This window comes from Pseudonocardia sp. ICBG162 (assembly GCF_020496225.1).
Lineage (GTDB): Bacteria > Actinomycetota > Actinomycetes > Mycobacteriales > Pseudonocardiaceae > Pseudonocardia > Pseudonocardia alni.
Map to the genome: position 1 here is coordinate 224,909 of NZ_JAHLJD010000013.1, position 14,003 is coordinate 238,911.

The window sequence follows — 14,003 nt, forward strand, 5'->3', positions numbered from 1 at the left end:
CACAGCTCTTGCACGACCGTCCTTTAAGACCCGTCCGGTGAGGCGGGGAAGGAGACCACCTCGTGGCGCAGAACCGCCGCGGGGACGCCGACGCGCAGCAGCCCGCACGGGAACTGCTGTCCGCCGCCGACGTCACCCGCACCGTCGCGCGCATCGCGCACCAGATCATCGAGAAGACCGCCTTCAGCGCCGAGAACCCCGACGGGCTCGTGCTCCTGGGCGTCCCCACCCGCGGCGTGCACCTGGCCCACCGGCTCGCCGCCGCGATCACCGACTTCGCCGGGGCCGCACCGGCCGTCGGCTCGGTCGACGCCACCCTCTACCGCGACGACCTGCGCCGCGGCCCGGCCCGCGCGCTGGAGTCCACCGCGGTGCCCGAGGGCGGGGTCGACGACCGGCTCGTCGTGCTCGTCGACGACGTCCTCATGTCCGGGCGCACCACCCGCGCCGCGCTCGACGCCCTGCGCGACGAGGGCCGCCCGCGCGCGGTGCAGCTCGCCGTGCTGATCGACCGCGGCCACCGGGAGCTCCCGATCCGCGCCGACTACGTCGGCAAGAACGTCCCGACGTCGCGCTCGGAGCAGATCCTGGTCTCGCTGACCGAGATCGACGGCAGCGACGGCGTCTGGATCACCCAGGGAGAGGGGGACAGGTGAGACACCTGCTCTCGGTCGCCGACCTCGACGCCGCCGAGGCCACCGCGCTGCTCGACACCTCCGACCGGCTGCGCGAGGCGCTGCTCGGCCGCGAGGTGCGCAAGCTGCCGACGCTGCGCGGCCGCACGGTCATCACGATGTTCTACGAGAACTCCACCCGCACCCGGGTGTCGTTCGAGATCGCCGGCAAGTGGATGAGCGCCGACACCGTGAACGTGTCCGCCTCCGGCTCGTCGGTCTCCAAGGGGGAGTCGCTGCGCGACACCGCGCTGACCCTGTCCTCGATGGGCGCGGACTGCGTGGTCGTGCGCCACCCCGCCTCGGGGTCGGCGCACCGGCTCGCGCACTGGGTGGACGCCGACCGCGAGGTCACCGGCACCCCCACCGCGATCGTCAACGCCGGCGACGGCACCCACGAGCACCCCACCCAGGCGCTGCTCGACGCCGCGACCCTGCGCGACCGGCTCGGCGGCATCGCCGGGCGCCGGATCGGGATCGTCGGCGACGTCCTGCACTCCCGGGTCGCCCGGTCCAACGTGCTGCTGCTCGCGACCCTCGGCGCCGAGGTCGTGCTCGTCGCGCCGCCGACGCTGCTGCCCACCGGCGTCGAGTCCTGGCCGTGCCGGGTGTCCCACGAGCTGGACGCCGAGCTGCCCGCGCTCGACGCGGTCATGATGCTGCGCGTGCAGTCCGAGCGGATGCACGGCGGCTTCTTCCCCTCCGCGCGCGAGTACGCGGTGCGCTTCGGGCTGTCCGAGGACCGCGCGAGGCTCCTGCCCGACCACGCGGTCGTCCTGCACCCCGGCCCGATGATCCGCGGCATGGAGATCGCCCCCGCGGTCGCCGACGCCCCCAACGCCGCCGTCCTGGCCCAGGTCCGCAACGGCGTGCACGTGCGGATGGCCGTCCTCTACCACCTTCTCGCCGGAGCTCCCGAATGACCGACCTGCTGATCCGCAACACCCGGCCCTACGGCGGGGACCCGGTCGACGTGCTCGTCGCCGACGGCGTCGTCGCCACCATCGGCACCGGCCTGACCGCGCCCGAGGGCGCCGAGACCCTCGACGCCGACGGCGCCGTGCTGCTGCCCGGCTTCGTCGACCTGCACGTGCACCTGCGCGAGCCCGGCGGCGAGGAGTCCGAGACCATCGAGACCGGCAGCCGGGCCGCGGCGCTCGGCGGGTTCACCGCCGTGTTCGCGATGCCGAACACCACCCCGGTCGCCGACTCCGACGTCGTCGTCGAGCACGTGCGCCGGCGCGGCGAGGAGATCGGGCTGGTCGACGTGCACCCGGTCGGTGCGGTCACCGTCGGCCTCGGCGGCGAGAAGCTCGCCGAGCTCGGCACGATGGCCGCCTCCCGCGCCGCGGTGCGGATGTTCTCCGACGACGGCCGCTGCGTGAACGACCCGCTGATCATGCGCCGCGCGCTGGAGTACGCCTCCGCGCTCGACGTCGTCATCGCCCAGCACGCCGAGGACCACCGCCTCACCGGCGGCGCCCAGGCGCACGAGGGCGCCGTCGCCGCGCGCCTCGGGCTCGCCGGGTGGCCCGCCACCGCGGAGGAGACGATCGTCGCCCGCGACTGCGCGCTGGCCCGCGAGGCCGGCGCGCGGCTGCACGTCTGCCACATCTCCACCGCCCGCACGATCGACGTGCTGCGCGCCGCCAAGGCCCAGGGCGTGCGGGTGTCGGCCGAGGTCACCCCGCACCACCTGCTGCTCACCGACTCCCGGCTGACCGGCTACGACCCGGTGAACAAGGTCAACCCGCCGCTGCGCACCGCCGACGACACCCGCGCGATGCGCGAGGCGCTGGCCGAGGGCGTGATCGACGTCGTCGCGACCGACCACGCCCCGCACGCCGCGCAGTACAAGGACACCGAGTGGCAGGCCGCGAAGCCGGGCATGCTGGGCCTGCAGACCGCCCTGTCGGTGCTGGTCGAGACGATGGTGGAGCCGGGCCTGCTGGACTGGCACGGCGTCGCGCGGGTGCTGTCGGAGCGCCCCGCGGAGATCGGGAACCTGCCCGACCAGGGCCGTCCGATCGCGGAGGGGGAGCCGGCGACGTTCGCGCTGGTCGACCCGGACGGGGTCTGGACGGTCCGCGGTGCGGAGCTGGCGAGCAAGGCGGCGAACACGCCGTACGAGGGAATGCGACTGCCCGGAACGGTGGTCGCGACGGTGCTGCGGGGACGCATCACCGCGCAGGACGGGAAGGTTGTGCAGTGACCGCGCTACTGGTGCTCGAGGACGGGCGGATCTTCCGCGGACAGGCGTACGGCGCCACCGGGGAGACGCTCGGTGAGGCCGTGTTCACCACCGGCATGACCGGCTACCAGGAGACCCTGACCGACCCGTCGTACCACCGGCAGATCGTGCTGCAGACCGCACCGCAGATCGGCAACACGGGCTGGAACGACGAGGACGACGAGTCGCGGGCGATCCAGGTCGCCGGCTACGTCGTGCGCGACCCCGCCCGGCGGGCGTCGAACTGGCGGGCCACCGGCTCGCTGGAGGACGCGCTGCGGGCCCAGGGGGTCGTCGGGATCGCCGGGATCGACACCCGCGCCGCGGTGCGCCACCTGCGCGAGCAGGGCGCCATGCGCGCCGGGATCTTCTCCGGCCCCGCCCTCGCCGCCGACGACGAGCTGGTCGAGCGGGTCAAGCAGTCCCCGCAGATGGAGGGCGCCGACCTCTACGGCGCCGTCACCACCGCCGAGACCTACGTGGTGCCCGCGGTGGGGGAGCGGCGCTTCGTCGTCGCCGCCCTGGACGTCGGCATCAAGTTCAACACCCCGCGGATGATGGCCGCCCGCGGCATCGAGGTGCACGTCCTGCCCGCGTCGAGCACCATCGAGACCGTCGAGTCGCTGCGCCCGGACGGCTTCTTCCTGGCCAACGGCCCGGGTGACCCGGCCACCGCCGACGGCCCGGTCGCGCTCGCCCGGCAGGTCCTGGAGCGGCGCATCCCGCTGTTCGGGATCTGCTTCGGCAACCAGATCCTCGGCCGCGCGCTCGGCCGGTCCACCTACAAGCTGCGCTACGGCCACCGGGGCATCAACATCCCGGTCGTCGAGCACGCCACCGGGCGGATCGCGATCACCTCGCAGAACCACGGCTTCGCGGTGTCCGGCGAGGCGGGCGAGGAGTTCGACACCCCCTACGGCCGCGCGCAGATCACCCACACCTGCCCCAACGACGGCTGCGTCGAGGGCATGGCCGGGCTCGACTTCCCGGCATTCTCCGTGCAGTACCACCCGGAGGCCGCCGCGGGCCCGCACGACGCGTCGGACCTGTTCGACCGCTTCGTGGCGCTCATGACCGAGTACCCGGTCGGCTACGCCGGTGTCGCCGGGCAGCGGCCCGAGGGCACCGCGCCCGCGCCGTACCCGCGGCCCGAGGACGAGGCCCGTTCCGAGGCCCCCGAGCCCGGGTCCGAGGCCCGGCCCGGGTCCGGGACCGGGGCGGCGCCCGCGCCGGCGATGACCGCCCAGCCCGACCCGGCCACGCCGCCGTCGGCGACCGCGGCCCCGTCGGTCGACCTGCGGCCCACCCCGCCCGCGCCCTCGCCGACACCGGCCCCGGCCCCGGCCCCGGCCGCGGGCGGGTTCGAGCCGGGCAGCCCGGAGGGCCCGCACACCGGGGCCGACGCCGGACCGGACGCCGCCGACGAGCACACCACCCGGCTGCCCGTCACCCCGCCGGCCGGGACCCCGGCCACCGGCCGCGACGAGATCGAGCCGCCCACCAGCCGGATGCCCGCCGTGGGCCGCCCCGGCACCCCGGACCCGCTGACGGCGCCGTTCTCCGACATCGAGGACGCGCTGCGCCGCGACGGCGGTACGCCCGCCCACCCGGGCGCCACCGCCGACCCGGACGCCGAGGGCACCCCGGCGGAGCCGGCACCGGGCGGCGACCCGGTGTCCGGCCGCGCCCGGCCCGTCGACGACCGCCCGTGGCCGCCACCGCCCACCGGATCCCCATCCACCCCGCAGCACCCGGACCGGCACGACCAGGCCCGGCAGGAGGACCACTGATGCCCCGCCGCGACGACATCGACCACGTCATGGTGATCGGCTCCGGGCCGATCGTCATCGGTCAGGCCTGCGAGTTCGACTACTCCGGCACCCAGGCGTGCCGAGTGCTGCAGGCCGAGGGCATCCGGGTCTCGCTGGTCAACTCCAACCCGGCGACGATCATGACCGACCCGGAGTTCGCCGACGCCACCTACGTCGAGCCGATCACCCCGGAGTTCGTCGAGAAGGTCATCATCGCCGAGCGCGACAACGGCACCCCGGTCACCGCGATGCTCGCGACCCTGGGCGGGCAGACCGCGCTCAACACCGCGATCGCGCTGCACGAGAACGGTGCCCTGGAGCGCCACGGCGTCGAGCTGATCGGCGCCGACGTCGACGCCATCGAGCGCGGCGAGGACCGGCTCAAGTTCAAGGACATCGTGATCGGGGTCGGCGGTGACGTCCCCCGCTCCCGGGTCTGCCACTCCATGGAGGAGGTCCGCTCCGCCGCCGACGAGCTGGGCCTGCCCGTGGTCATCCGGCCGTCGTTCACCATGGGTGGGCTCGGCTCGGGCATGGCGCACTCGGCGCAGGACCTGGAGCGCCTCGCCGGCGCCGGGCTCGCCGCCTCCCCGGTCACCGAGGTCCTCATCGAGGAGTCGGTGCTCGGCTGGAAGGAGTACGAGCTGGAGCTCATGCGCGACCACCACGACAACGTGGTCGTCATCTGCTCCATCGAGAACATCGACCCGATGGGCGTGCACACCGGTGACTCGATCACCGTCGCCCCGGCGATGACCCTGACCGACCGCGAGTACCAGCACATGCGCGACGTCGGCATCGCCGTGCTGCGCGCGGTCGGTGTCGACACCGGCGGCTGCAACATCCAGTTCGCGATCCACCCCGAGACCGGGCGCCTGGTCGTGATCGAGATGAACCCGCGCGTCTCGCGGTCCTCCGCGCTGGCGTCGAAGGCCACCGGCTTCCCGATCGCCAAGATCGCCGCGAAGCTGGCCGTCGGCTACACCCTCGACGAGATCCGCAACGACATCACCGGCGAGACCATCGCCGCGTTCGAGCCGTCGCTGGACTACGTCGCGGTCAAGATCCCGCGGTTCGCGTTCGAGAAGTTCCCGGGCGCCGACCCCGAGCTGACGACGACCATGAAGTCCGTCGGCGAGGCGATGGCGCTGGGCCGTTCGTTCCCGGAGGCGCTGGGCAAGGCGCTGCGCTCGATGGAGCGGGCCCGGGCCGGCTTCTGGACCGCCCCGGACCCCGAGGGCGAGCCGGAGTACACCGTCCCGGTCGACGGCCGCATCTACGAGGTCGAGCGCGCGCTGCGCTGCGGCCAGTCGGTCGACGACGTCGCCAAGACCTCCGGCATCGACCCCTGGTTCGTCGACCAGATCGCGCTGCTGGGGGAGATCCGCGCCGAGCTCGAGGCCGCGCCCGTCCTCGACGCCGACCTGCTGCGCCGGGCCAAGCGCTACGGCCTGTCCGACCGTCAGCTCGCCGCGGTGCGCCCCGAGTTCGCCGGCGAGGACGGCGTGCGCACCCTGCGCCACCGCCTCGGCATCCGGCCGGTCTACAAGACCGTCGACACCTGCGCCGCCGAGTTCGCGGCGAGGACGCCGTACCACTACTCGGCCTACGAGACCGACCCCTCGGCCGAGTCGGAGATCGCCCCGCAGACCGAGAAGCCGAAGGTCCTGATCCTCGGCTCCGGCCCGAACCGCATCGGGCAGGGCATCGAGTTCGACTACTCCTGCGTGCACGCGGTCATGGCGCTGCGCGCCGCCGGGTTCGAGACCGTCATGGTCAACTGCAACCCGGAGACGGTGTCCACCGACTACGACACCGCCGACCGCCTCTACTTCGAGCCGCTGACCTTCGAGGACGTCCTGGAGGTCGTGCACGCCGAGCAGGCCTCCGGCACCGTCGCGGGCGTCATCGTGCAGCTCGGCGGGCAGACCCCGCTGGGGCTCGCGCAGCGCCTCACCGACGCCGGGGTGCCCGTCGTCGGGACCTCCGCGGCCGCGATCGACCTGGCCGAGGACCGCGGCGCGTTCGGCGAGGTCCTGCGCAAGGCCGGCCTGCCCGCCCCGGAGTTCGGCATGGCGACCTCCTTCGAGCAGGCCCGGGGGATCGCGACCCGGATCGGCTACCCGGTGCTCGTGCGGCCGTCCTACGTGCTCGGCGGGCGCGGCATGGAGATCGTCTACGACGAGGCGACCCTGGCCGGCTACATCGCCCGCGCCACCACCATCTCCCCGGACCGCCCGGTGCTGGTCGACAAGTTCCTCGACGACGCCATCGAGATCGACGTCGACGCCCTGTGCGACGGCGAGGAGATCTACCTCGGCGGCGTGATGGAGCACATCGAGGAGGCCGGGGTCCACTCCGGGGACTCCTCCTGCACCCTGCCGCCGATCACGCTGGGCTCGTCGGTGCTGGCGAAGGTCCGCGAGGCCACCGCCGCCATCGCGCACGGCGTCGGCGTGCGCGGGCTGCTCAACGTCCAGTACGCCCTGCACGGCGACGTGCTCTACGTGCTGGAGGCCAACCCGCGGGCGTCGCGGACGGTGCCGTTCGTGTCCAAGGCGACGTCGGTGCCGCTGGCCAAGGCCGCCGCCCGGATCATGCTCGGCGCCACCATCGCCGACCTGCGCGGCGAGGGCCTGCTCCCGGCCACCGGCGACGGCGGCGCGCTGCCCGCCGACTCCCCGGTCGCGGTCAAGGAGGCGGTGCTGCCGTTCAACCGGTTCCGCAACACCGCGGGCCAGGGCGTCGACCCGCTGCTCGGCCCGGAGATGAAGTCCACCGGCGAGGTCATGGGCTTCGACTCCGCCTTCGGCCCGGCGTTCGCCAAGTCGCAGGCCGCCGCCTACGGGTCGCTGCCGACCTCGGGCACGGTGTTCGTGTCCATCGCCGACCGCGACAAGCGGGCGATGGTGTTCCCGATCCGCCGCCTGGCCGACATGGGCTTCCAGGTCCTCGCCACCGAGGGCACCGCGGAGATGCTGCGCCGCAACGGGATCGACGTCACCGTGGTGCGCAAGCACAGCGAGGGCTCCGGACCGGAGACCCCGACGATCGTCGACACCATCCTCGCCGGGGACGTCGACCTGATCGTCAACACCCCGGTCGGGAACCCCGGTCCGCGCGTCGACGGCTACGAGATCCGCGCCGCCGCGGTGTCGCGCGGGGTGCCGTGCATCACCACGGTGCAGGGGACCGCGGCCGCGGTGCAGGGCATCGAGGCGCTCGCCTCGGGCGGGCTCGGCGTGCGGTCGCTGCAGCAGGCGCACGCGGCGCTGAAGGCGAAGGCGTGAGCTTCGCCGCCCGGCTCGACGGGGCCGTCGCCGCCCACGGGCCGCTGTGCGTCGGGATCGACCCGCACCCGGCGCTGCTGGCGGCCTGGGACCTCACCGACGACGCCGACGGCCTCGCCGCGTTCGCCGACCGCTGCCACGCGGCGTTCGCCGGGGCGGTATCGGTGGTGAAGCCGCAGGCGGCGTTCTTCGAGCGGCACGGCTCGGCGGGCGTCGCGGTGCTGGAGCGGCTGCTCGCCGGGTTCGCGGGCTCGGGCACGCTGACCCTGCTCGACGCCAAGCGCGGCGACATCGGCTCCACCATGGACGGCTACGCCGACGCCTACCTGCGCGTCGGCGCGCCGCTCGGGGCGGACGCGCTCACGCTGTCGCCCTACCTGGGGTTCGGGTCGCTGGAGCCGGCGCTGACCGCCGCCGACGAGGCCGGGCGCGGGGTGTTCGTGCTGGCCCGCACGTCCAACCCGGACGGTGCCGCGGTGCAGTGCGCCACGACGGCGGACGGGGTGAGCGTCGCCCAGCGGATGGTCGACGACGCCGCCGCCCGCAACGCCGGTGCGCGGCCCCGCGGCGCGGTGGGGGTCGTCGTCGGCGGCACCCACGAGCACGGCCTGGACCTGACCGCGCTGAACGGCCCGGTGCTGGTGCCCGGGCTCGGTGCCCAGGGCGCGAGCCCGGCCGACGTGGTGTCGCGGTTCGCGGGCACCGCGGGCCCGGTCCTGCCGGTGTCGGCGCGCGGTGTGCTGGCGGCCGGCCCCGACGCCGTCGCCCTGCGGGACGCGGCGCACCTGCTCGGGGAGGAGCTGGCCGCCACGGCCGCCGGGTCGCACTGAGCGGCCGCCGGGCCGGGTGATCGTCTCCCGTGAGGGGTCGGTGCCGGATCCGGCACCGACCCCTCACGCGTCGCGATCATGGAGTCCGGGCGACGCGGGCCCGGTGGCGGCCCGGCTGCGCCGGACGCGCGCCGGGCGGTCCGCTCCACCCGCCGGACGCCCCCGGGCGCACCGGGACGTCGATCGGGCGCGTCCGGCGGCGGGCCGGCTGCCCCGTCCGGCGGGCAGCACTGCGCCGACCCGCCGTACGGGGGAGCCGGATGGCACCCCTGTTGTGGTTCGAACAGGGTGCCGTTGATCACCTCCTGATGGCCGAAACCGGAGGTGGGACCCCCATTGACGCTTCCGTGGAGGTCGTGGGTACGTTCGAATGACGACGCCGGGGACGTCCCCCGGACGGGTCGGTGCGACCCACCACCCGATCGCTGACGCGACACCCCGGCGCGAGCCGGGATCACGGCGGCGAGAACGACGAGAACGACACAGGAAAGTACGGAGGAACCAACCGTGGCCCTTCCCCAGCTGACCGAGGAACAGCGCGCCGCAGCGCTGGAGAAGGCCGCGGCCGCGCGCCGGATTCGGGCCGAGCTGAAGGACCGCCTCAAGCGCGGCGGCACCACCCTCGAGGAGGTGCTGAAGAAGGCCGAGACCGACGAGGTCCTCGGCAAGATGAAGGTCTCGGCGCTGCTCGAGGCCCTGCCGAACGTCGGCAAGGTCCGCGCCCAGCAGATCATGGAGGAGCTGGAGATCGCGACCAGCCGCCGTCTGCGTGGCCTGGGCGACCGTCAGCGCAAGGCGCTGCTCGAGCGCTACCCGAGCGCTACCCGAGCTGATCCGGGCGTCCCGTGACCGACACCTCCTCCGTCATGTCCTCCGGCCGGACCGGCCCCGCCCGCGGGCGGCTGCTCGTGCTGGCCGGGCCCTCCGGGGTGGGCAAGAGCAGCGTGGTCGCGGGACTGCGCGAGGCGCTGCCGGAGCTGCTGTTCAGCGTGTCCGCCACGACCCGGCCCGCGCGGCCGGGCGAGGTGGACGGCCGTGACTACCGCTTCGTGTCCCGCGAGGAGTTCGACGCGCTCATCGAGCGCGGCGAGCTCCTCGAGTGGGCCGAGGTGCACGGCGGCCTGCAGCGCTCCGGCACGCCCCGGGTGCCCGTCGAGCAGGCCCTCGACCGGGGCCGTCCGGTCCTGGTCGAGGTCGACCTGCAGGGCGCCCGGTCCGTCAAACGGGTCCTGCCCGAGGCCGTCACCGTCTTCGTCGCGCCGCCGTCGATGGAGGAGCTGGCCCGCCGGCTCACCGACCGCGGCACCGACACCCCCGAGCAGCGCGAGCGCCGGCTGCGGACCGCCATCGAGGAGATGGACGCCCAGGGGGAGTTCGACGAGGTGGTCGTCAACGACGACCTGCAGGCCGTGATCGGCCGGTTGGTAGCATTGGCGGTCGACCGCGGCGCCGTCTGAGCGCCCCAGGTCCCCCTCGTTCTTCAGGAGTCCACCACGTGAGCACGCCCACCGGCACCTCCACCGCCCCCGAGGGCATCACCTACCCGCCGATCGACGACCTGCTCGGCCAGGTCAGCTCGAAGTACGCGCTGGTCATCTACGCGGCCAAGCGCGCCCGGCAGATCAACGACTACTACTCCCAGCTCGGTGAGGGCCTGCTCGAGTACGTCGGCCCGCTCGTCGAGCCGGGCCCGCGCGAGAAGCCGCTGTCGATCGCGATGCGCGAGATCCAGGCGGGGATGCTCGAGCACACCGAGGGCGAGTAAGACCTCTCGATGGCTCCTCCCGAGGTGCTCCTCGGCGTCTCCGGCGGCATCGCCGCCTACAAGAGCGCCGAGGTGCTGCGTCGCCTGACCGAGTCCGGCCATGCCGTGCGGGTGATCCCCACCGAGTCCGCGCTGCGGTTCGTCGGGGCCGCGACGTTCGAGGCCCTGTCCGGCCGGCCCGTCGCCACCGGGGTGTTCCACGACGTCCACGAGGTGCCCCACGTGGCCCTCGGCAAGGGCGCGGACCTCGTCGTCGTCGCCCCGGCGACCGCGGACCTCATGGCCCGCCTCGCGCACGGCCGGTCCGACGACCTGCTGACCGCCGCGCTGCTGACCGCCCGGTGCCCGGTGGTGCTGGCGCCCGCGATGCACACCGAGATGTGGGAGCACCCCGCGACGGTCGACAACGTCGCCCTGCTCCGCGCCCGCGGCACCGTGGTGATCGAGCCCGCCGCGGGCCGGCTGACCGGCGCGGACACCGGCAAGGGCCGGCTGCCCGACCCGGCCGAGATCGTCGACCTGGCCCGGCTGCTGCTGGAGCGCCCGGACGCGCTGCCGCGCGACCTGGAGGGCCGCCACGTGGTCGTCAGCGCCGGCGGGACCCGGGAGAACCTCGACCCGGTCCGGTTCCTCGGCAACCGGTCCTCGGGCCGGCAGGGCTGGGCGCTGGCCCGGGTCGCCGCCCAGCGCGGCGCGCGGGTGACGCTCGTCGCCGGGCACACCGCGGACCTCGGCGCCCCGGCCGGGGTGGACGTGGTCGCCGCGGGGACCGCCGTCGCCATGGAGGCCGCCGTCCGCGGTGCCGCCGCCGACGCGGACGCCGTGGTGATGGCCGCCGCGGTCGCGGACTTCCGCCCGGTCGACACCGCCGCCGACAAGATCAAGCGCGGCGACGCGGAGCCGGCGCCGCTGCGGCTGACCCAGAACCCCGACATCCTCGCCGGGCTCGTGGCCGACCCGCCGCGGCCGGACCAGGTCGTGGTCGGGTTCGCCGCCGAGACCGGCGACGCCGACGGCGACGTGCTCCACCACGGCCGCGCCAAGCTCGCCCGCAAGGGCTGCGACCTGCTGGTGGTGAACGCGGTCGGCGACGGCAAGGCCTTCGAGACCACGGACAACGCCGGCTGGCTGCTCGCCCGCGACGGCGGCGAGGACGAGCTGCCGTTCGGCTCCAAGGCGCTGCTCGCCTCCCGCATCTGGGACGCGGTCACCCCGCGCCTGCGCTGAGCACCCCCGCACACACGACGACGGGCCCGCACCGGAGAGCTCCCGGTGCGGGCCCGTCGTCGTGTGCGACCGGACTCAGTCCTCGTCGAAGAAGGAGCTGCGGGTCGGCGCCGCCTCGTCGGAGGAGGAGTCGGACCCCTCGCCCGACCCCTCACCCGACGTGGACGGCGTGGCCGACGAGGTCGACCGCGGCGAGGACGTGGACGGCGTCGCCGAGGAGGTCGAGCGCGGGCTCGCGGTCGACGGCGTCGCCGACGACGTGGACGGCGACGAGGTCGACGGGGCCGACCGCTCGGTGCTGCTCGGGGTCAGCGAGTCCTCCGAGGACCCGGAGCGCTCGGCGCCGGAGGTCGAGACGTACCGGGTCATCGCCCAGCCGCCGTACTCGGGGAGCTCGACGAACCCGTCCCGGGTCTCCCCGGTCGAGGTGGACTCACCCCGCTCGCACACGCCGACGATCGGCGCGTCGGCCTCGGGCTCGGAGCGGACGTTGACGCTCTGGGTGCAGGTGCCGGTACCGGCGGCCGACGCGGTGCCGGCGATGATCCCGGTGGTGGTGACGCCGGCCACGGCCAGTGCGCCGAGGACGGCTGCGACGCGTCGCGAGTTCGGCTTCATGGTGGAACAACCTCCGTGCCGCCGGGGCCGGGGAGGCCACCGTGCGGATCCGTTCGTGGGCGACCCCGCGGGGCGTGCGAGGTGTTGTCCCGCCCAACGAGCCGACGCCCGTTCGATTCGTGAGCGGAGGGTCAATCACCCCATCCGGCGACACTGGGTAGCGTCATTTCGGCGCGCCGTCACGCTCCGTGTGTGAGTTCCGTCGTGGGTACTCCCGTACGGGCGGCTGGTCTGGACTACTCTGCATGCCGAGGGGCGCTCGCGATCATGGTCGTGCGTCCGAGCGAGCGTGACGGGGTCGTCGCGCCGGAGCGGAGAACGTTTCCAACGGGATGGAGAAACTGCGCGTGTCAACCACGAGCCGTCGCCTGTTCACCAGCGAGTCGGTCACCGAGGGCCACCCCGACAAGATCTGTGACGCGGTCAGCGACACCATCCTCGACGCGATGCTCGCGCAGGACCCGAGCAGCCGGGTGGCCGTCGAGACCCTGGTGACCACCGGCCAGGTGCACGTCGCCGGTGAGGTCACCACCAACGCCTACGTCGAGATCCCGCAGCTGGTCCGGGACAAGATCCTCGAGATCGGCTACGACTCCTCCGCCAAGGGCTTCGACGGCGCCTCCTGCGGCGTCAACGTCGCGATCGGCGCGCAGTCGCCCGACATCGCCCAGGGCGTCGACACCGCCTACGAGAAGCGCGTCGAGTCCGCCGAGGACGAGATCGCCAAGCAGGGCGCCGGCGACCAGGGCCTGATGTTCGGCTACGCCTGCGAGGACACCCCCGAGCTGATGCCGCTGCCGATCGCGCTGGCGCACCGCCTGTCGCGCCGGCTGACCGAGGTCCGCAAGAACGGCACGCTGCCCTACCTGCGCCCGGACGGGAAGACCCAGGTCACCATCGAGTACGACGGCGACAAGCCGGTCCGCCTCGACACCGTGGTCCTGTCCTCCCAGCACGCCGCGGACGTCGACCTCGACGGCATGCTGGCCCCCGACATCCTCAAGCACGTCGTCACCCCCGAGGTGGAGGCGCTGGGCTGGGACCCGTCGCAGCCGCGGCTGCTGGTCAACCCGACCGGCCGCTTCGTGCTCGGCGGCCCGATGGGTGACGCGGGCCTCACCGGCCGCAAGATCATCGTCGACACCTACGGCGGCATGGCCCGCCACGGTGGCGGCGCCTTCTCCGGCAAGGACCCGTCGAAGGTCGACCGCTCCGCCGCGTACGCCATGCGGTGGGTCGCCAAGAACGCCGTCGCCGCCGGGCTCGCCGGGCGGATCGAGGTCCAGGTCGCCTACGCGATCGGCAAGGCCGCCCCGGTCGGGCTGTTCGTGGAGACCTTCGGCACGGAGAACGTCGACCCGGCGCGGATCCAGGCCGCCATCGAGGAGGTCTTCGACCTGCGCCCGGCCGCGATCATCCGCGACCTGAAGCTGCTGCGCCCGATCTACGGCCCGACCGCCGCGTACGGCCACTTCGGCCGCACCGACGTCGAGCTGCCGTGGGAGGACACCTCCCGCGCCGACGCCCTGAAGTCGGTCGTCGGCGGCTGAGCGCCGAG

Annotated in this window: 11 protein-coding genes and 1 pseudogene; 11 read left to right on the forward strand and 1 reads right to left on the reverse strand. The window is 74.1% G+C overall.

What is annotated here, in order from left to right; translation table 11 throughout:
• Positions 1–62 precede the first annotated feature (62 nt).
• The 10 genes and pseudogenes from pyrR (at position 63) to coaBC (ending at position 11,827) form a co-directional block, all read left to right on the forward strand.
• Positions 63–656 carry a bifunctional pyr operon transcriptional regulator/uracil phosphoribosyltransferase PyrR gene (gene pyrR, locus KPL60_RS04390; RefSeq protein WP_062395627.1) on the forward strand — a complete coding sequence of 198 codons (594 nt, stop codon included), beginning with the start codon at positions 63–65 and terminating at the stop codon, positions 654–656.
• On the forward strand, positions 653–1,597 hold the full coding sequence (locus tag KPL60_RS04395) for an aspartate carbamoyltransferase catalytic subunit (protein WP_226357337.1): 945 nt from the start codon (positions 653–655) through the stop codon (positions 1,595–1,597). Before pyrR ends, KPL60_RS04395 begins: the two co-directional genes overlap by 4 nt.
• Positions 1,594–2,886 carry a dihydroorotase gene (locus KPL60_RS04400; RefSeq protein ID WP_226364991.1) on the forward strand — a complete coding sequence of 431 codons (1,293 nt, stop codon included), beginning with the start codon at positions 1,594–1,596 and terminating at the stop codon, positions 2,884–2,886. Before KPL60_RS04395 ends, KPL60_RS04400 begins: the two co-directional genes overlap by 4 nt.
• Positions 2,883–3,977: pseudogene (gene carA / locus KPL60_RS04405) on the forward strand (glutamine-hydrolyzing carbamoyl-phosphate synthase small subunit); the annotation flags it as partial. The gene KPL60_RS04400 and the pseudogene carA, both read left to right, overlap by 4 nt.
• A gap of 716 nt (positions 3,978–4,693) precedes the next feature.
• Positions 4,694–8,005, forward strand: coding sequence for a carbamoyl-phosphate synthase large subunit (carB, locus tag KPL60_RS04410; protein WP_226364992.1), 3,312 nt, complete (start codon positions 4,694–4,696; stop codon positions 8,003–8,005).
• On the forward strand, positions 8,002–8,835 hold the full coding sequence (pyrF, locus tag KPL60_RS04415) for an orotidine-5'-phosphate decarboxylase (protein ID WP_226357334.1): 834 nt from the start codon (positions 8,002–8,004) through the stop codon (positions 8,833–8,835). Before carB ends, pyrF begins: the two co-directional genes overlap by 4 nt.
• A gap of 507 nt (positions 8,836–9,342) precedes the next feature.
• Positions 9,343–9,684 carry an integration host factor, actinobacterial type gene (gene mihF, locus KPL60_RS04420; RefSeq protein ID WP_226364993.1) on the forward strand — a complete coding sequence of 114 codons (342 nt, stop codon included), beginning with the start codon at positions 9,343–9,345 and terminating at the stop codon, positions 9,682–9,684.
• Between the two features lie 17 nt (positions 9,685–9,701).
• Positions 9,702–10,292, forward strand: a complete 591-nt coding sequence (gene gmk, locus KPL60_RS04425) for a guanylate kinase (protein ID WP_226357520.1) — start codon at positions 9,702–9,704, stop codon at positions 10,290–10,292.
• 38 nt (positions 10,293–10,330) lie between these two features.
• Positions 10,331–10,600, forward strand: a complete 270-nt coding sequence (gene rpoZ / locus KPL60_RS04430) for a DNA-directed RNA polymerase subunit omega (protein WP_020627644.1) — start codon at positions 10,331–10,333, stop codon at positions 10,598–10,600.
• 9 nt (positions 10,601–10,609) lie between these two features.
• Complete coding sequence (gene coaBC / locus KPL60_RS04435) at positions 10,610–11,827, forward strand: bifunctional phosphopantothenoylcysteine decarboxylase/phosphopantothenate--cysteine ligase CoaBC (protein WP_226357332.1); 1,218 nt, start codon at positions 10,610–10,612, stop codon at positions 11,825–11,827.
• Between the two features lie 75 nt (positions 11,828–11,902).
• On the opposite strand, the gene KPL60_RS04440 is transcribed toward coaBC, so the two are convergent.
• Positions 11,903–12,445, reverse strand: coding sequence for an SH3 domain-containing protein (locus KPL60_RS04440; RefSeq protein WP_226357331.1), 543 nt, complete (start codon positions 12,443–12,445; stop codon positions 11,903–11,905).
• 347 nt (positions 12,446–12,792) lie between these two features.
• Between KPL60_RS04440 and metK the strand changes: the two genes are divergently transcribed.
• Positions 12,793–13,995 (forward strand): methionine adenosyltransferase, encoded by a 1,203-nt coding sequence (gene metK, locus KPL60_RS04445; RefSeq protein WP_374228592.1) that lies wholly within the window; start codon positions 12,793–12,795, stop codon positions 13,993–13,995.
• Positions 13,996–14,003 lie beyond the last annotated feature (8 nt).

What these genes read in the sequence shown, in the direction of transcription:
- KPL60_RS04400 (WP_226364991.1), top strand. Translation starts at nt 1,594, where the DNA reads ATGACCGACCTGCTGATCCGCAACACCCGGCCCTACGGCGGGGACCCG.
- carB (WP_226364992.1), top strand. Translation starts at nt 4,694, where the DNA reads ATGCCCCGCCGCGACGACATCGACCACGTCATGGTGATCGGCTCCGGG.
- gmk (WP_226357520.1), top strand. Translation starts at nt 9,702, where the DNA reads ATGTCCTCCGGCCGGACCGGCCCCGCCCGCGGGCGGCTGCTCGTGCTG.
- coaBC (WP_226357332.1), top strand. Translation starts at nt 10,610, where the DNA reads ATGGCTCCTCCCGAGGTGCTCCTCGGCGTCTCCGGCGGCATCGCCGCC.
- KPL60_RS04440 (WP_226357331.1), bottom strand. Translation starts at nt 12,445, where the DNA reads ATGAAGCCGAACTCGCGACGCGTCGCAGCCGTCCTCGGCGCACTGGCC.